General features: G+C 40.0%; 18 protein-coding genes and 1 pseudogene. 13 read left to right on the top strand and 6 right to left on the bottom strand.

Translation table 11 applies throughout. The features are described 5' to 3' along the window. Window positions 1-25: 25 nt before the first annotated feature. From UYI_RS0123690 to UYI_RS0123680, 3 genes are all read right to left on the bottom strand, one after another. A complete protein-coding gene (locus tag UYI_RS0123690) occupies window positions 26-469 on the bottom strand; it encodes a hypothetical protein (RefSeq protein WP_016869166.1) in 444 nt (147 codons plus the stop codon). Window positions 470-705: 236 nt separating this feature from the next. Then, the gene (locus tag UYI_RS0123685; protein ID WP_016869164.1) at window positions 706-4,377 is read right to left on the bottom strand and encodes an ATP-binding protein; all 3,672 of its coding nucleotides are present in this window, start codon (window positions 4,375-4,377) and stop codon (window positions 706-708) included. Then, window positions 4,374-7,412, bottom strand: a complete 3,039-nt coding sequence (locus UYI_RS0123680; RefSeq protein ID WP_016869162.1) for a hypothetical protein — start codon at window positions 7,410-7,412, stop codon at window positions 4,374-4,376. Before UYI_RS0123680 ends, UYI_RS0123685 begins: the two co-directional genes overlap by 4 nt. Before the next feature lie 149 nt (window positions 7,413-7,561). Between UYI_RS0123680 and UYI_RS40260 the strand changes: the two are divergent. Continuing rightward, window positions 7,562-7,825: pseudogene (locus UYI_RS40260) on the top strand (SAM-dependent methyltransferase); the annotation flags it as partial. A gap of 32 nt (window positions 7,826-7,857) precedes the next feature. Here UYI_RS40260 and UYI_RS0123675 read toward each other — a convergent pair. Then, complete coding sequence (locus UYI_RS0123675; protein WP_016869161.1) at window positions 7,858-8,352, bottom strand: hypothetical protein; 495 nt, start codon at window positions 8,350-8,352, stop codon at window positions 7,858-7,860. Window positions 8,353-8,631: 279 nt separating this feature from the next. Here UYI_RS0123675 and UYI_RS0123670 point away from each other — a divergent pair, with 279 nt between their 5' ends. From UYI_RS0123670 to UYI_RS0123630, 10 genes are all read left to right on the top strand, one after another. Continuing rightward, entirely contained in the window at window positions 8,632-9,714 is a 1,083-nt protein-coding gene (locus UYI_RS0123670; RefSeq protein WP_016869160.1) for a tyrosine-type recombinase/integrase, read from the top strand. Between the two features lie 225 nt (window positions 9,715-9,939). Continuing rightward, a complete protein-coding gene (locus tag UYI_RS0123665; protein WP_016869159.1) occupies window positions 9,940-10,410 on the top strand; it encodes a hypothetical protein in 471 nt (156 codons plus the stop codon). Window positions 10,411-10,671: 261 nt separating this feature from the next. Beyond that, a complete protein-coding gene (locus UYI_RS0123660) occupies window positions 10,672-11,193 on the top strand; it encodes a hypothetical protein (RefSeq protein ID WP_016869158.1) in 522 nt (173 codons plus the stop codon). A 27-nt stretch (window positions 11,194-11,220) separates the two neighbouring features. Further along, window positions 11,221-11,784 (top strand): GNAT family protein, encoded by a 564-nt coding sequence (locus UYI_RS0123655; protein WP_016869157.1) that lies wholly within the window; start codon window positions 11,221-11,223, stop codon window positions 11,782-11,784. Next, entirely contained in the window at window positions 11,781-12,320 is a 540-nt protein-coding gene (locus tag UYI_RS0123650; protein ID WP_016869156.1) for a hypothetical protein, read from the top strand. The genes UYI_RS0123655 and UYI_RS0123650 overlap by 4 nt, the downstream gene beginning before the upstream one ends. Window positions 12,321-12,642: 322 nt before the next feature. Continuing rightward, entirely contained in the window at window positions 12,643-12,942 is a 300-nt protein-coding gene (locus UYI_RS35205) for an HNH endonuclease (protein ID WP_071524687.1), read from the top strand. 134 nt (window positions 12,943-13,076) lie between these two features. Next, entirely contained in the window at window positions 13,077-13,244 is a 168-nt protein-coding gene (locus UYI_RS38130; protein ID WP_016869155.1) for a hypothetical protein, read from the top strand. A gap of 96 nt (window positions 13,245-13,340) precedes the next feature. Further along, window positions 13,341-13,943, top strand: a complete 603-nt coding sequence (locus tag UYI_RS0123640; protein ID WP_016869154.1) for a siphovirus Gp157 family protein — start codon at window positions 13,341-13,343, stop codon at window positions 13,941-13,943. 427 nt (window positions 13,944-14,370) lie between these two features. Continuing rightward, a complete protein-coding gene (locus tag UYI_RS0123635) occupies window positions 14,371-14,820 on the top strand; it encodes a hypothetical protein (protein WP_016869153.1) in 450 nt (149 codons plus the stop codon). A 183-nt stretch (window positions 14,821-15,003) separates the two neighbouring features. Continuing rightward, a complete protein-coding gene (locus tag UYI_RS0123630) occupies window positions 15,004-15,372 on the top strand; it encodes a hypothetical protein (RefSeq protein WP_016869152.1) in 369 nt (122 codons plus the stop codon). A 58-nt stretch (window positions 15,373-15,430) separates the two neighbouring features. On the opposite strand, the gene UYI_RS0123625 is transcribed toward UYI_RS0123630, so the two are convergent. Next, the gene (locus tag UYI_RS0123625) at window positions 15,431-16,912 is read right to left on the bottom strand and encodes an amidase (RefSeq protein WP_016869151.1); all 1,482 of its coding nucleotides are present in this window, start codon (window positions 16,910-16,912) and stop codon (window positions 15,431-15,433) included. A 72-nt stretch (window positions 16,913-16,984) separates the two neighbouring features. Here UYI_RS0123625 and UYI_RS0123620 point away from each other — a divergent pair, with 72 nt between their 5' ends. Both UYI_RS0123620 and UYI_RS39810 read left to right on the top strand, forming a co-directional pair. After that, complete coding sequence (locus UYI_RS0123620) at window positions 16,985-17,578, top strand: TetR/AcrR family transcriptional regulator (protein ID WP_016869150.1); 594 nt, start codon at window positions 16,985-16,987, stop codon at window positions 17,576-17,578. Beyond that, the gene (locus UYI_RS39810; protein WP_016869149.1) at window positions 17,575-17,706 is read left to right on the top strand and encodes a hypothetical protein; all 132 of its coding nucleotides are present in this window, start codon (window positions 17,575-17,577) and stop codon (window positions 17,704-17,706) included. Before UYI_RS0123620 ends, UYI_RS39810 begins: the two co-directional genes overlap by 4 nt. A 50-nt stretch (window positions 17,707-17,756) precedes the next feature. Here UYI_RS39810 and UYI_RS0123615 read toward each other — a convergent pair whose 3' ends face one another. Further along, a complete protein-coding gene (locus UYI_RS0123615; protein WP_016869148.1) occupies window positions 17,757-18,335 on the bottom strand; it encodes a hypothetical protein in 579 nt (192 codons plus the stop codon). Between the last annotated feature and the right edge of the window lie 78 nt (window positions 18,336-18,413).

Genomic DNA, 18,413 nt, shown 5'->3' with positions numbered 1-18,413 from the left:
GATTGCCACAAACATCGATTATTGCTCATTTCGTCCCCATAACGTTTGTATTATTATCACCTGTGTTAATAATGCCACTTACGCTACCACTGGTAGCTACGGAGTTATTACCACTAGCAATGATAGATACATTGGCTGGCTTTGCCTCTTGCCAAAACCGCGCTACTTCCTCGGCTAAGATTGCATCTTCAGCTAACAGTTTTTTCAATTGGTGACGCAACGCAGCCTGAGCATCTTCGTCAGCAGGATCTTGCGCTAAGTCCTTTACAGCTTCCTGCAAGCTGGGTTTAGCTTCCATTTTAGGCTGGAGTTTTGTCCACAGGGATTGAGCCTGCCCCCATACTGTAGTACCAAATCTCTTAATAGCCTCCCCTGCAACAACTCTCTTAGTCGTTTCTTCAAGAAAAGGTATTATGGGAGCCAGGAAATCAACTAACTCTTTGGTTAATATTGCTACATCTATTGCCATGTTTTCTCCGACAGTTGAACAGTAAATGTGAAAAGAGTTATATTTATGTAATTTCCAAGTACCCTGCTATAGTAGCAACTAAATAGAAATACTATCAAAACAGGCTTTTTTAACATAACCCTAAAGAATCACTTTGAGCGAATGCTGGGTAACAGTGGTGCAAAGTTTTATCTTCCCAATCCCGAACTGTATCAGGCTTTCGAGTTTTAAGTAAGAAACCGCATCACAGAAGTTGCTTAGTCTTCTTGAGCAAGAATCAAATTTAATATATTCAATTCACGGGAAGTTAAAAGCTGCTTGTCTTTGAATAACTTACCCCTAATTTCGCCTAAACTATAGCTCCTAAAAACAACAAATGGAAATTCTCCGTACTGAGAGCTAATGGGCAAAATGTTGTCTACAGGAAACATACAACGGATATATTCAGCTAAAATATCTCGGAATGATTCTCCATCTGGCTCCTCTACACCCCTAGAAAAATAGTCTTTAATCGCTTCATTGCTGGTAAATATAAATAGTGGAATTGCATAATACTGGTCAAAACGCTGACTATTTTGCTCAAACCACTGTGTCCGCCTCATTTGTTTTCCAAGTAAATTAACTAGCTCAATTGCTCCAAAACTTGCTGAACGCAAATTTTCTGGATAGGCTTGATTAGAATTAATAGAATATAACTTTTTTAAAAGTTCATTATTAGCATAAGGTTTGAGTTCTCGCTCTAGACGCATTTCATAGTTTTCTTGAAGTGCTTTATTAGCTAAAGAAACTACTAGCATACTGCCACTAATGTGGCTGGGTTCTACAGGGCCAAAGCTTAATAGCTGATCCAAACCACTACTTACCAACTTCACAAACTGGTCTGCAAATGACTCTCGCATTGACAGATAAGAAAGGGTTTTTGTCGGCGGGGAATTGTCTAAATCACTCAAGATAATCTTTACACGACCTAACAGTTGCTCTAGGCTCGTATAAACCTCTTTCAAAAGTTTGTCATTGCGACGACGAATATGCTCTTTCTTTAGTTCTTTGATTAAACCAGATATCTTACCCGTAAAGGTTTCACCTGCTGCAAATACCGACTTTCCCCCAATAGGAATCATCATAAAATGATCTTTACCTATCTGCCCAGACCCAGAAATTCTTGTCATGACAGATGTCTTGAAAATTAATAGAATATTCACAAGACTCAGCACACTTTCTTGTAAAGAAAGCTCCGGGTCATCAGCGTAATATACAGCCCGCTCTGATAAGTAAAGAATTAAATCTTTCTCCTCATTATCTAAGGTTTTGGTCATTCCATCTTCAAGGTAGTTACCGCGACCCCGGTAAATTACCTGAATAATTTCCATTAAGTTTTGCTCAATGGCAAAGCGAGGGATATCAACCAGAATATGTTTAGCTTTAGGAAATGATAACCCTCGACTAGCTGAGGCGGTCATAAAGACCACTTTCACCTCGTTATTACATTTTTTGATTTCTTCTTTTTCCTGCTCTGAAATATTAGCGTGAATTTCTAAATAATCCGTAAATAACTGAAAATTACGTCGATGTTTTTTTAGATATTCAGTCAATTCTTTTAATCTCTGCTTATCCTGGATATATACAATTATCTGTCCAGCTTCTGGGTTATCCAAGAAAGAATTAATATCTTCAGCAATCTCTGCTTGTACACGGTTAACTAAGCTATTGTTTTTCTCTAAAAAAGCTGAATTGCTAAATTTAAAAGAGTCAATAAATACTTTGTAAGTAATGTTTAAACTACGAGCAGGGTAAGAGTTAGAATTGATGACAGTTGCGCCTAATCCCTTAAACTTAAAATTTTGTACTGAAAGGGGTGAGTCGTTCTCTGACGCTCGCCGATAAAAGATTTTGTCTGGTTCTGAAACTGTAGTAGAAAGATGCTGTTGAATGACATCTGGGTCAACAATAGAAGCATCAGCTACAATAATTTTGGTATTAAAGCCATATTGGGAATTAGTCAACTCATATTGGCGAAGGATAGAACTGATGCGGTTTAAAAATTCTACACCGCTATGGTCTCCTGTAATCTCATCAACCATGATGAATATATGTTTAATGCGTTGAGAGATTTTCTTCATTTGGTCAGGAATGACTGAACCTTCACTTTGGTTATAGGCGTTCCTAAATATCTTCTCAAAATGGCGGAGAGTGTCTTGACCGTTACCCGTTTTTTTCAAAGATTGCAGCGAAATTGTTGCCACTATATTATTGGAAAGTTGACGGTCTATAATTGTGTAAATAGCTTCACAAATGCTATCTAAAACTCCTTTAGTTTGCTCACCAGCATCCTGAATTAAATCCTCCATTTTGCGCTGGAGTCTTTGAGAAGTAGAGAGACTGCGCTCAATAAGAGCCTGACCATCGATAAAATGAACAGCTTGTTCTGTAAAGTCCCCTTCTTGTAAATCAGAGAAATACTGCACAGTACAGTGTCCACCATTAGCTTGAATAATGTCTGCATTGGTATTGATGCAAAACAGTCCGTGATTCTCCAATGGTGCTGCAATGCTCCCGCCCAATGATTCTCCCGGTTGACTCTTGAACTTCTCAATTACGTCCTTGTTAACGTTTTTTCTGGGACTGACATAGAAGAACAAAAAGCCATCGTCGAGATGCTGTTTGAGAAATTCTACAATGGTTGTGGTTTTACCAATGCCAGGATTGCCAGTTAAGAAAAGATAAGGATTGTCATTAGTCAGGGCAGTTTTAATTAGTGCGGTGTGAGCCGAACGTAGGTCTAGACTACCACTCAGTCCGAGTTGAGCCATTAATTGAGGTGGCACTTCCCCGCTTGAGTTAAAAAACCCTGTTACTCGCTCCTGGTGAGTAACCAAAGTAGTTGTATCAGGTGGTACTGCTAAAAGAGAGTTTATAAATGTCTTGCCATTAACAAAACTCTCAGCTGCTTTCCTTTTGACGATTCTGAGAACTTGTTGACGAGCTTCGACGATCGCTTGACCACTTTGTTGCTGCTTATAAATGCGGTGGCAGGTATTTAAGATATCTAAATTTTCTCGATTTACTGACATCGCACTAACACCTCGGTCAGTGTAACCCATAATGCTAAACATCACGGGATCAGCTTCTTGGAGAAGAGAGTGCTGTCGTAAAAACTCATAGAAGCTATGAGCATAACTGGCTGCTTGGATTAATTTGACACTCTCTTTGTCCTTGCGCTTGAAAGCTGTGAAATAACGAGCAATCCCTTCAGAAAAGGTTAATCCAAGTTTTGTGGTGTCTGTTCCCGTATCGATACTAAGTCCAGAGAAAACACTTTTTGAGCGTAAATAACTAATTTCACTGAGCAGTAATTGCCGTATAACTTCTACATTATCTAAATCTTTAATATCTTCAGCTGACTTAATCGAGAACACTGATAAATCCACTGAGAGAATACGAAACTGTTTGCCGTTGTGCAGCAGCATTAAAGTATCAGCCCTAAGAAACTCTCCTTGCTGCTTATAGCGACCGATATCAACCTTGATATTTCCTAATTGTGACAAGATATCTCTAAAGACTTGTTCCTCACCCTTAACAAGAGTACCAAGGCTGTTGTCATCACAAAAGTTACACTGGTAGTATAAAATTTCCAGCTTTCGCTGTTTCCAACCTGTTGATTCCAGGTACTCCCTAAAGAAATTTAAGCCGGATAAAAACCCCTTTTGGAGAAAAAATATACTCCACTTAGCAATGATTTTACTATCACTATCATTAATTACGTTAGCGCGGTCAACTATACGTCGATGCAGTTGTGGAAACCGCAATGCTTGTAAGTCACATTGATATAAATCTCCGAATCGGTGATTCAATTGGTTTTGCTGAATATAAGCAAGGATGCCAACATTGAAGCCGATTTCAAATAATCTTCCTAAATCTTCCGCAATCATTTCCGCTCCTCTCCTTCTACATTCAAGGCACGTCTAACTTCAGTTAAAAACGCCAAAGAGTTAAAGCTTACACTCCTAGTGGTATGCTTGAAAACTGATAATTTACCAACGGCATCATCTCCAATGATGTTTTCGTAAGGGTCAAGTTTAAAGCTAATGTTCCGATTCTTTCTGGGAACAGCTTCGTAACGCGAAAAGTGGAATAAGGTTAGATATTGCAAGATATCATTTTTGATAGGATTGTTTTCGCGGTCATAAATTAGTCCCCTACGGATATCTTCATCATCTAGAATGTCATCATAGACATTTAGCAAGGTGGCGTAGGAAATTACCCCGTTGTAGTAACGCTCGTCATCTTGACCGACTTTAATTCCATTGAAGAGATTGAAAAAGACAACAGCTTTCTTGCTGGGATCTTCAACTAAGCCTGTTAGTTCAAGCGTGTCTTGTATGTACAAAGAACTAACAGTCTGCCCTAGATTTACCACATAATATTTATCAAAAAATACTGGATATATTTTGATGTCGTCTCTATCTCCCTTTAAAGCCTTGAGTACAGGTGTAGACATGAAAAATAGTGATTCATCTTCATCACTCTGAGTCATATTGAGAGTGCTAGAATATGGAGACTTGGCAATATACATAAAGTGCCGATAGCCCTGGCGGTACAATTTGTCCACTTCATCAATGACAATAGTAGGTCTTTGAAACATCTGCTGATGTTCATAGTTTGCTGCGAAGGTGTTGAGCCTTTCTAAGCGAACTGTGCCATCCTGTAGACGCTCTACTCCTACAACTTCTCCTAACAAGTTTGATATTCGTTCTCCACCTCGCCAACTGGCATCACTCTCACGGCTGGAGACTATAATAATTGCTAGTTTGTCTAGCTGGGTGTTGTAAGAAGAAGCGTTGAATTTAAATTTTTTGGGCAGTACAGAGTAAAGAGAACTTAGACCATTTTCAATTTTGTAAGGATTCAGGTTTTTGACACAGAATCCTTGAGTACTGGATTGATGTTCTTCGCTCAATAAGTGGGATAAAGTTTTAGAGAGCGAGCGCATAAATTCTTCTTCTGGTGTGGAGTTCTGCTTAGTATTCAGTTGTAACCGCACAATGGGAATAAACAGTTTATCTTTGACAGACTCAAGCAGTACTTTCAGGCAGATATAAATAAGCAGAGAAAAAGTAAATCGGTAAATAAACGCTTTGGGGGAGTCAGGATTGTTGAAAATTTGCTCTCGTAACTTTTTATGATTGTAGATGAATAAAATTGGTTTTTGATCTTTGAAAGAATTATTGTAGATGTTCTGACAGGTTTCTTCAGTAAAAGGAACCAAAAGAATTGGTAGTGCTTTAATATTTGTGATATCATACGCCATGCTAAATATTTGGCGGTCATCAGTGGGGAAATAGCGAATATCTTCTACTGCAATACTGACAGAAAGATTGCAAAGGTAGCTGCTATCAACATGAGGCTCCCTGATGGAAATATACTTTAGGGCTTCTCGTGACCTCTCACCAAAGACAGGCTTGAAAAATGTAACATCAGTTAAAATGCGGTCTAAATCGCGCTCTAAAATGCCTCTTTTAACGCCGAGATAAAGCGGATACTCTCGTCTTTTTAGAATAGGCTTATCTTTGAGCAAATCCTTAAGTAACTGCCTGAGTTTTTCAATTTTTATTTTGACGTTAAATTTTTCAATTCCTTCCTTAATTTTGGCAAATATTTTCTTTTTAGCTTCTTCGTCAGAACCTTTGAGTACAGGTAATACCTGTTGCTCAAAGACCGAAACAGGTTCATAATTTAGCTCTGAATTTTCTTGGTAGTTATCTGCTAAAGGATTACTCCTAGAAGCAAATATAAAATAGTATAAAAATATTATTTTTAATACTTTTTCTTTGAAATAATCACTTTTAAAAGAGTCCCCTAATCCCGCCTTATGTTCCTGACTTTCTGGGTCGATTAGGTTGAGGTAATAATCCAGTACATAAAGTGGCTTGTCTCCGTAAGCTTGAACTGTACCGCCAAATTTTAGTTTGAAACCAAAAATAAACTGCTGCTCTCCTTTAGTATCATCTTTTGTTTCTCCTAAATACCCTTCGATTAAGGGAATAATGGGGAGAATATCTAAAGCTTCGGCACGAGAAAATAAGTCTCTGTAGTTGACTGACTTTCCGGCATAGTTTACTTGGTAATGACCATACCCTCGGTTGATATCATTGATATATTCTTCTAGTAATCGTAGCCGTCGAATCAAATCTTGAAGATATATTTTGCCATCTACACTATCGTTAACATTCTCCAAAATAAACTCTAAATACCTGATTTTTGCCTCTCGTTTGAGCATACCAATAGCTTCGGTATACATGACTCGTTTGAGCTTGTAAAAGTCAGATTTTTGATTTTTAATCAGTTCTTCTAGTGTGTCGCTTAATTCCTCTAAATCACTCTCAGTTTCTTCGCTAAATTCTTGTTGGATATAATTATCAAGACTGGAAGAAAGTTGAGAATCAAATCCCTTGACATCTTTAACTGTGATGATTAGTTTATGAAGTTTCAAGAGAGAATCACTGCCTGAACGGTGGCGCTGAAGACTGAGCCGCTGTTTTTGCAAACCTGTATACTCTCCGAAAGGATAAGTAAATCCCAGAGATGGCTTTGTACCTTGAAAAGACTGTAAATCTGTCAGTAATTGCGAAATCGCTGATTCTACTGTTTTGTTTGGTGGTAATGCGGCAATCAAGAGGTTTTGCAAACGATCGCGGATTAGCCTGATTTGCTCTGGGAAATTTTTACTTGTGCGATCGCTAAGGTTGATAGTTGCACAACGAATCCCGCTAGCAGATGCCAAAGGGCTTTCCACTTGTGAATTAGCAACCAGATCGGCGATTTTGTCAATATTAATCCGCAATCGACTGTCATCTGGGGAGAACTGGAATGGGTTTTGACTGGGCAGCACTTCCAAGATTTTGTTGAGTAAACTGCTGTAATCTAAGGGAGCTAAATGATTGTCACCTTCAGAAATAATATTCACCCTAATGTCTCCTACAAATGGTTGAGATAGTGTAAAATGCCTTGATTGATAGTGGCGATATAAACTACATCATCTGCGCTCTTAACATTAAAAAGCAATACATTTGCACTATTACAGCATAAGAAATCAATGCTAGGCAAGTAGGGACAGATTTAGCTATCGCCACTTGATTTAGTTGCTATTTTGTACTTGAATATTGGGCTGCTGCGATCCTTGAGGTCTAACAAGTTTTAAAACTAGGTGGACATTTTGTGTTTGACATCCTCAATCCAGAACAAGCTTTAGCCGAAGATTGGTCAGTTGAAACATAGTTGGGTGCTAAAGTGTTTCTGGAATCTGTGGCTGAGTGGGAAAAAACAATCACGGGAAAATCCACAACTAAAACTAGCGCGTCTCAATTCATTAGGGCTTATTTTGGGTCAAGACAATTGTTTTATGACCAATTTCAAAAACCCTCAACATCTTCTCCTCCCAAACTGCCTGAGCCTTCCCCAAAAATCCAGTCGCTATCACTGTCGGCATTACCTTCGCCATCCACCTGAAGATTTAAGGAAGGTATGAGCTGTTCAATTTGGCTTTCAAGTCGGGAGATCGCCAGCGTTAAAGAAGCAAGTTGCTCCCTATCCTTCTTAATTTCATTTGAAATCCCCACCCGCAATTGATTTAACCGCTCTTGGAGGGTATGTACTTCCGATTTGGTCGCAGAAGGAATATTCACCTTCTCTTCCAGGGCGGCGATTTGAGCTTTCAAAGCTTCAATTTCGGCAGCAGTTGCACTATCTGCACTATCGGGACTCTCTTCCACAAGTGCTTGTTTAATACAATTCAGCACAAACTCCTTAAAAGTGAGGCGCAACTCCTCAGCACGCTGCTTGGCCTGCTTCACCAACTCCCGGTCTTCTTCAGACAGAAGTTTTATATTTATCTGCGGATATTCCACCAGTCCCTCGCGCTTTTGTTGTGGAGAAGTGATTTCTAACCAGTTCTTTAACCATTTGCTTCAAGTTCTAATATTTACTTACTCCCCCTACCTCCCCATCTACCTCTACTTCCCTTACTCTTCTCACTACCATCATCGCATATGGGATATCCGCGTATATACGATATAGATGATTCTAGATGAGCAATTTAATCGTGTCCTGGAAACAACTATCATAAAGATACCGGGAATTACAGTTCTCGGCATCATAATTATCAGTGGGGGTTGGGGAATTTTATTATGGAAAATTTACCCGTACTAAGCGTGGAATCACTTGCTGTGGAGGTGGTGACTCTACCGCTTGATGAAGCTCGTGTTGCGCTTGTGGATTATTATTTTCCCAACCGCCAGAAAATTAATTCCACACAGCAGCTAATTGAGCTATGGGTGCATTCTGTCACTATCAAAAGCGACCAAACGCGACGGGCATATCGGCAAATTGGTTATGAGCTTGTCGATTATATGCAGTCGCGGTTTGGGATATCTGATTTGAGGATGGTAACGTTATTCCATCTACACGCTTATCTGGCTTGGCTCAAGGATGAAAAGCCAGTACGAGGAAAGAAAAATACTTATGGAATTAGTAAAAATACTGCGGCTAAGTACACGGCGGCGATTAAAAGTTTGTGGGAGTGGGGTACTAGAGCTTCTATTGGTTATTTTGCTATCGACTTGGGCAAGGACTTAAGCATCCAGTGGGACGATAAGCTCGCAGAGCGCATTCTGTCGGAACGCGAGATTGCTAAGTTGGAAAAAGCGGCGATGGCAGTAGACTTGCAACACAACACTAATAAGATGCACTGGTTGCTGTTTACTCTCATGTTTTACAGTGGGGTGAGGGCAGGAGAAATTGCCCGGCAAACTTCTGATTATGGTAAGCGCGTAATTACGCCGGGATTATTTTGGCGGCAGTTTCGGGAGGATGGGGACTGTCTATTGTTAACTGTGACGGGGAAACGAAATAAAACTAGAACCATTAGCCTCGATCCGGAAACTAGTGAGGTGCTACTGGATTATCGTGGGGATGCAGGCAACGATCAGCCGGTGTTTCCTAGTCCCAGTCGGCGGGACAGGGGTAAACCTTTAAGCGATCGCGGGTTGCGACTGATGATGGAGGAAATTTCTGCTTGTGCGGGAATTAAGTTCAGCGCCCACTTTCTGCGCCACACTCACGCGACGCTGGCTAAGAAAAATGGAGCTTCTGATTTTGACTTGCAAGCAGATTTGGGACATGCTTCCCCGGCGACAACTGCAAAGTACATTCACCACGTCGGGCGTGTTGGGACTTCTCACGCACTGCGTAAAAAAAGCAAACATCGGTAAAAAATAAAAAAGCGTCTCCCTCCAGAAGGTATCGCCTCCGCCGGGCGGTTAGGCCATCGCACTCATACGCTCATCATGATAGTGTCAAGGTAGTTATCAAGATGGAAACACGCTCAGTTGTTCCTGTCCGCGGACTAGTTTACCTAGATATTACCTAGATATTACCTAGATATGAGCAATACAGGGAGAACAAAGAAGCTAGCATCTTTCAACTGTGACCAAAAGATGTGGGAGCAGTTTATCGCCCGTTGCAACTCGAAAGGCACGACAGCAACAGCGACGCTCACCCGTTTTATTGAGCTATACCTAGATGGTTCTTTAGATGACCTTGATGCAATTGCTGGTAATGAAAATAAACGTTTGGACTCTTTAGAACAAAAAACTGAAGAGATAACAGCCCAAATGAAACAATTTGCTGAGGCGATTATTAAAATTCAAAATTATCTCAACAACCAACCGAAACGGCAGAAGAAATCGTACAATAATAATTCATATTATCAAGGGCAAACTCCTCGAATCCAACCGCTAACGGAAGAAGGTTTAGCTTCAAGACTTGGTGTAAGTGTAGAAACTATACGCGAGCAGCGAATTAATCTGCCACCACCGCTTTTTGTGGGATGGTGCAAAGGCAAGGATAGAGCCGGGTTAGGATGGGAATTTAATCAGGATACGGGGTTATATCATCCGGCAAGTTAAAATTTTTATTAATTTTAAGAATTTCTGAATTTACACTGATTCGCTCTGTTAATGCGATCGCGGGTAAGAAAAAGAATAGGGCTTTAGTTCCTCCTGGAGATAATGCCGATCTGCGCTAACACTACGGTGCTGGCTGGTGTACACAAACAAAATTTCCTTCCAGATAAGGGATTATAACCAACAGAGCGTTCTGATTATTTTGTAACTGAAAGCTAAAATTTTAATAATGTAGGGGTATATCTGACGAAGCAATGCAGGGAAATGACTGAACTATATAAGGCTGGAATCATTGAGGTAACAGAAGCCGAAGCCGAAGATGAGGATGAAGATTTATTTGAAGTTGCGGTACATTTTGACGGCGAGATTTTTCTTCCCAGCGTTGTTTTTGAAGGCAAAGACCACGCATTGCGGCAAGCTAAAAAACTTTATGATTGGCTAGAAGCTAATCCAAAAGAAATTAAGGGTGAGCGACTACGTTGGCAATCATACACAGTTAATCGCGAATCTTTAAGAGAATATCCAGCTTGCTATTTACCCTATTACTACTTCAGGTACGAGCAGTGCTTAAAAGTTTCAGTTTTTGACGAGCAAAACTCCCAAGCGATCGCTTATGGTTGGTTAGAGGCTGAACCTTTACCTTACTATGTGGATAGAGAAGATAGTTTGGTAGTTCTTGGAGACATTTCAGATGATGCTGTGCTTGCTGGTTGGCATAAAGCTATTGATATACGCATTCACATTTACTCTTTTATCTACCAGTCAAATAGCAGTCACAAGCTTTAATAATCAGTTGACAATTAGGAGCTTTAGGTGCAGCGAAAAATCGAGTTAAAAAGGGGTGTTGATAATACACCTGTTGAAGCCTATCTAGTAGATTTAGGACAAAGACACGTTGATGATTATGTAAATGATTGGGTCGAAAAATTAAGGTTATTTACTCAAGAAGATAAATACTGGGACTGGATATTTAAATTAAGATATATTGCTAATCAAGCAAATCTTGAAGGTTATGCAGTTGAGTGCGAAAACACAACTCAAGGATTAATGATAATAGAAACACAAATGCACGGTTCCCGGTTGAATATTGGTAAGAGACTAGTTTATGTTGATGGTATTGCAACTGCCCCCACTAACCGAATTGAAATTCAGCGTCCGCCTCAATTCAAAGGTGTTGGTCAAGCACTTTTAAATTTTGCCAGAATTAGAAGTGTTGAGCTTGGGTATGAAGGTAGAGTTGGGTTACATTCTTTACCAAGGTCTGTAGGATTTTACGAAAAACAAAATATGTTTAACTGCGGGCCTGAAGAAGAATACGATAATTTGGTTTACTTTGAGTATGGTGTATTGAGACGGAGAGCAGGGGAAAATTTATGAATCATCAACAGCAAAATAATAATTCTCAGGTGAATGAGCCAGTAACAACCCAAGAAGCTATAGATTTACTTTTTGGTGAAGGATGGCTCGATGAAGCTGTTCGTATCGAAGATGAAGCCAATTGCACTATTGGTGCTGGTTTGGATTGGGGTAATGCACTACCACCTTTAATGCTTAACCTTCCTTTATTTGGTCGCCTATCAACGCTGCGTGTATCACTTAACCGTGAAATCAGGCTAATAATTGAAACATGGGATTTAGGTGTAGGTACAAAAGCGGCAACAGAGACTGCAAGGAGACGCATTAAAGAACGGTTGTTATCTCCTGCGCCTGAGCTATTACCTTACTTAGAAGCCACACTGCTGCAAGATGATTTATACGGTGAAGAGTTTATATCTAACCGCGAAGCTCTCAAATCGCTACTTGCAGTACTTCTTACTGATTCTGATAGAACAGAAATTGCAGAGACGGCTGCTAATTCAATACGCGCACAAGTTATGTCGCAGGTGAATTTTTCCGAAAAAATTTCTGCTTAAATACTCAATATAAAAACAACAATATTGCATTAAATTCATCAAAGGAGCAACCGCAAAAGTAGTAGATCCTCTGCGTCAATCATTAGCTTGCTCCGCTAGAAATCCATACCGATATCAAAGACTTATATTTTATTTTTTGGCATAACCTGCGTTATTCAATTACAATAATCAGTGCATATCTATCCTTTTTTAAAAATTAAGAGTTCCCTAACTACGCAAATAAATTTATAAATCAAACTGAATATAAAAAAATTAAGTATATTATGATAAACATTAACGATATAATCAAAATTATTTTTGTGTAACCCAAAAGGACTGATTAATGACTAGCAAAACCCGCAGTCGCTATTCTTCAAACTGGGATACTATCGCACTTGAGGTCAAATCAAAATCCGACTGGAAATGCACGCGCTGTGGTATACAATGCTTACGCCCAACTGATAAAAGAGATGGGTTAAATCGTAGAGAACGCAGTATTAAAACTTTAGTGGTTCACCACTGGAATTATCTGCCAGAAGATAATCGAGTCGAGAATCTCGCGGCTTTATGCACAGCTTGTCATCTGCTGTTCCATACGCGACGACGGGGAAACATATCACCAGGACAACTATCTTTGTGGTAGAAAAGCCAGTAGTTAAAGAAAAATCAATAGTAGATAGTTATAAGAAAGGTAAAAGAGAAATATTATCTTTCTAAGTCAAGATCACAACATTTGCTGACGCAATAACTTCATTGAAAAATTGAAGTTGTATAGACATGAAAACTACTACTAATTCTAATCTAAAAGCTAACAAAAAATTAGTAACCTCTGCCCAGCAAATTCAACAAATAAGCACCTTACTAAGCGAGGCGGATTACTACGACTACGAAGCAGAATTAGCACAAGAAAAGTCAGATTACTATCACTTGCGGTACGGGTACTAGATTCAATCTCCCTTCAAGCATCAACTCTTCCTAGTCAACAAGCAGTAGCAGGTAACTAGTTAACTGCTACTGGCTTTTCATATCAAAAAGTAAATCATGACTCAAGCAATTGAACGCGAAATCAATCAACTCACGCTCAAAGAGTTAAGCTTAGATGCTGCTAAACTCTGGTCACAGATAGAAGAAGTAAGCGAGTTAGGCGAAGAAGGTAAAGTAGAACAACTCGTACAAGAACTTATGGGTGTTCAAAATGGTATCGAAACCAAAATCGATGCGATCGCCTGGGTAGTAGATCAGTTAAATCTTGACCTTGAAACCTGGGAAGAAAGAAAAGCACGAGTAGCCGAACTCCACGACCAGGTAATTTCACGTCGTAAAACTCAACTTGAACAAATCAAGCGTACCCTGATCCATCTACACGAGATTGGATTAATCAGTGACAAAAATATTGGTAAGGAAAGGGTAATTGAAATCAGGGATAACCCGCCCAAAGTCGCTAACTTACTAGTAGAGGTAGATGATGAAGATTTTCCTGCTGAATTTAGAGTTATTAAGTACCAAGCTAATAATAAGGCAATTCTTGAAGCCTATAAATCTGGTCAAGATATTAGCGATATTGCTGAGATAACTATTGGGAAACAGGTACGGTTTAAGGTGCAATCAGCTACTAAGGGGCGCAACAAGAAAAACCACAACTAATGGCATACGCCCCAAGCATGTGAATCAAACATAGGTATATCCCATCACTTTAAGAATATATCAGCAAATGGTTAAGAGTCAAATCTTAATCATTTTTATTTTTTCTAAAAACTATAGTTCAATTTTAAACTTATTAAAAAAATCATCAAAACTTTGCTTAATTTTAAAATCAGTGAAGATATAATCGGTAAAATAGTAAAGATGAATGTTAGCAACATTAACTATACCGGACTAAGTAAAAACATTGTTATGATAGCTTGGTAAATTCAACATTATTTGGTGTATTTCAATAAGTAATTGTAATTGATTATGTATTTATAAATTCCAACTAACCAGATGATAATTCAAACTAGCTTTAAGGTTAATCTTCAGGTATGCAATTACCATAAATAAAAATCAAATATTAGCCATCGGGAGACATCTTCAAATGTCATATCATCAAAATCGAAGTATAGTTATCCGTAACGCTATTATCAACAGTTTGTTTATTATTTGGTGTTTAGTTTGGCGTACTGGTTTGGGGCTAACCTTTTTCATCATCTATGCTTCCCTTGGCTATATATATAACTGGCCATTCTACCTTCCCATTTCGATCATTTTGGGATCTGTCCCTTGGGGCTGGAAGGTACAAGAAGAAAGAAGAATTAGAGAAGAAGAGCAAAAAATGAGGAATTTGAAAAATAAAATTGGAGATGGTGTTATCTATGCCAGAGCCGAATCAAATGTCGAGATAAATTACAGGGGAGTTATCTTCCTTAAATCAGTACTTGGTCTATTTGTTAGCGGATTTTTGGGAATGATACTTGGCTGGAAAGCTATTTGGAATATGATAATACAGTTAGTTGATAATATTAGAACAGTTGTTAGATATATGTAGAGTGACATCTTTATCTAAGCAAACCAAGACCAAGATATTTCATCACTATTACACCATTAATTTATTATCGATTCTTTTATTCAGAGTAAATTTACACAAGCTAACGCTTTGATATAAATAGAAGGCTGGTATACCGCTTCATTAAATAGCCAGTTACTAATTATATCAACAGGAGTTAAAACAATGGAATTAGCACAATGTATGCTAACAGGGCTTCTCTACATTCTTATTTACGGATTTTCTACTCTCTTCATTTTACAATTCTTCCTAGAGATATCTATCGCTTTTGAAAAGCACTGCAACTGCACTGCATCCATAAAACCCACTGTAAGTAAAATTGAAAACTTAACTGATAAATCCAAACTTCGGATATCTAACAAAAATCAAGGATCTACAAACAAACATATCACTGTTCAACAGTTAAGAAAAAGATGCTCACAGGCTGGAATAAAATGGAGTTACGCTATCCAAGTATCTAAAACAGGCAAGAAACGACATCTCAATCGAGAAGAAATGTTAATAGCCTTAACCGAGATTAAACAGTCAGCATAATAAAATATAAACTGAAGCCAACTAAAAGAAAACGAGTCGGCGTAGAAATAAAATTTAGTTAAATAATTTCAGATGGGCTTCGGAAAGCATTAATTACTTTATCAAGTTCCTGAGCGATCGCTAATAACTCCATCTCACGCCACCGTTTGCCAACAACTTGCATTCCAATCGGTAGACCATTTTGAGTCTGTCCAATCGGAATCACTACCGCAGGATGTCCACTCAGATTAAATGGCATGGTGTAAGCTCCGTTTGCCACTGCATGAGGGTAGGGTCGGCCATCAATCTCAATAGCACTCCAAGCGGGACGATGGGTAAAGGCAGGGGTTGCAGCAACTGGACATAGCCACACATTCCAAGGTTCTAATGCCTCATCCATTTGGGCAGTGAAGCGATCGCGCTCGGTAAGTACCTCAAAATATCCTTTCAGGCGTGGATTTAATAGCTCTGGTAGAAGGCGGCTGAAATCCCCCAATTTGCGGAGTTCTTTGTCGCCTTGGGTTGCAGTACGAAAAATCTGCTTCAAACTGCGACGCACGTTATATCGATCTATCGGTTGAGCGTAGATGTTGATGTATGCAGCCATCCGCCCGTAGAGGTTCAGTGTTTTTGATAGGTCAAAGTTTTTGGGAAGCCAGCGTTCAATTTGGGCACCAGCTTGAGAAAGGGTCTGCGCGATCGCAGCCATTGCATCTCGAATTTCGGACGCAACAGGAACCTCCGCCCATTCATCGATCCAAGCAATTTTGAGATTCTGCAAAGACTTACCAGAAGGGGTATCGAGGGGAATTGGCGGCACATCAGGACGGCGAATGTCAGAGCCTGCAATTAAGGAGAAGCACAGCCGGATATCTTCAAGCGATCGCGCAAAACAACCTACTGTTATCATTTGCCGAAGACACACTGGCATTCCAGGGACTTCTGGAATCTGCCCTGCTGTAGAAATGCGCCGATCCGTAGGCTTCAAACCATACACGCCGCAGAAGTGAGCGGGCTGACGCACTGAACCCGCGATATCGTTACCTAAATCCAAGCTTGAAAGTCCTGCTGCCACAGCCGCAGCACTGCCTCCAGAACTACCGCCAGCAGTGTAGTCAAGATTCCAAGGATTATTTACCCGTGGAAAGAGGGAATTCGTACTCTGGTAATCACCAGCCAGTTCCGCCATGTTTGTTTTTCCCAGGATGACTGCTCCGGCTGCTCGAAGTCTGGCAACGACGGTGGCATCTTGTTGAGGTACGTAGTCTTTGAGGGGAATGTAGCCCGCTGTAGTCAGCAGTCCTGTGGTTTCAAAAATGTCTTTAATCGTGATGGGAACGCCATGTAAAGCACCCCAGTTTTCGCCTCTGGCTAAAGCTTCATCAGCAAGCCTGGCTCTAAGATAGGCATTGTCTTCATCCAGCGTGCAAATGGCATTCAGTTTCGAGTTATGTTTGGCGATTTGAGCTAGGTAAGCATTGAGAACTTCGACAGCAGAAACTTCGCGATCGCGAATCATTCGCGCAAGCTGATGGGCAGGAGCAAACGTCAGGCTATTCATACGCGTAGACAGGTAGTTCTTGATAAAGTTAATTATATTCACTTTTAGTTAATTACATTAACTAAATTATTTATGGGTCGTCCAGTCAAAGAAAAGTCCTTGACGCAGCAGCATGTAATTAATGCTGCGATCGCCTGTCTCGATCAAGAAGGGGAAGCTGCTTTAGGTGTGAATCGGGTTGCAAGGGAATTGGGTATTAAGCCTCCTGCGATTTACAAGCATTTAGATGGCAATGTAGCTTTGCGACGGGCAGTTGCACTCACCATTTGGCAGCAATATATTGAATGGTCTCGTCAACGAACCAATGGCTTGGACGATCCCCACGCATTACTGCGGGCAGGAGGACGGGCAACGCGGGACTTTGCGCGATCTTACCCCAACCGCTATCGAGTTATGACCCAATTTCAACTCAATCTCCAAGATCCAGAAACAGCACCACTGATTCAGGAAGTCTTCCGTTTCCTCAAACGTGTGCTGCAATCCTACAATCTCAGTGAAACAAAATTAATTGATGCAATGCGAATGGTTAACGCAGCAATTACTGGTTTTATCGCCATCGAACAGGCTGGATTAATGACATTAGAACGTTCTACTGATGCTAGTTATGAGGTGATGATAGACGCGTTAGTAGTTGCAATCCAACATATTCAAAAAGTTGACTCATGATATATAACGACCAAGTTGAACTGACATTGAATTGTTTTTTGCTGGCTAGCTTAACAACTCAACTCGATGATCTTTGCGATCACCCCACCAAAAATCTCAAAACCCTCACCGATAAATTTCAAAGCTGAAGAACGCTAATGGCTCTCATCAAATTGTCTCGAAATACTTTTTCACATCCTTAGTTCTTCCTTTGGACAAGATAGCCTTGGCGGTAATCACTCTTCTTTAATTTGGAAGCTTGACGTGCTGACCACTGACGCATAGGAGTAACTTTCTCCACATGAAGTAGCTTCTGGCGATAAGTATCATTGCCCGTTAGTTGAGCGATCGCACCAGCAATAAATCGAGCGCAGCGTTCTGGTTGAGACGAGACTTGTTCCTCTGCAAACCGAATGACTAGCCAGTTGGCATCGACAAAACACTTGTTTCGGTAATCATCCTCGCCGATAGAGTGGGTAGGCTTAAGAGTTGCAAACGAAATTGGCTCATCAACCTCCAAATCTATGTGTAAGCCAGTATTTGGTTCAATAATAAGAAAATCAGCCGTAAATGGTAGTCGATGCCCTGGAGGAAGCATCACCTGCTGGGGAGAAACAATTTCACCAAAATAGTGTTTGAGAACATTTTCAAACAGCCCCTCACTTGCCCCGATTGGTGCATCTCCCTGTCCAGAAGGAAAAACTAAAGGGGTAAACTGTTTTTTTTCTTTAACTAACTCTGGGATAACAACAATTGGATATTCTGGTGTCTTTGCCATACTTGCACTAACTCTTCATACTGCAATTATCTAAATTCACAACGCGATTACACAATCAACAAAATACTGAAAGTAAAT

Origin of the sequence: Fischerella muscicola PCC 7414, assembly GCF_000317205.1 — a bacterium.
Lineage (GTDB): Bacteria > Cyanobacteriota > Cyanobacteriia > Cyanobacteriales > Nostocaceae > Fischerella > Fischerella muscicola.
The sequence above is the reverse complement of the archived record's forward strand: the minus strand, read 5'-3'. Positions and strand labels throughout refer to the sequence as shown.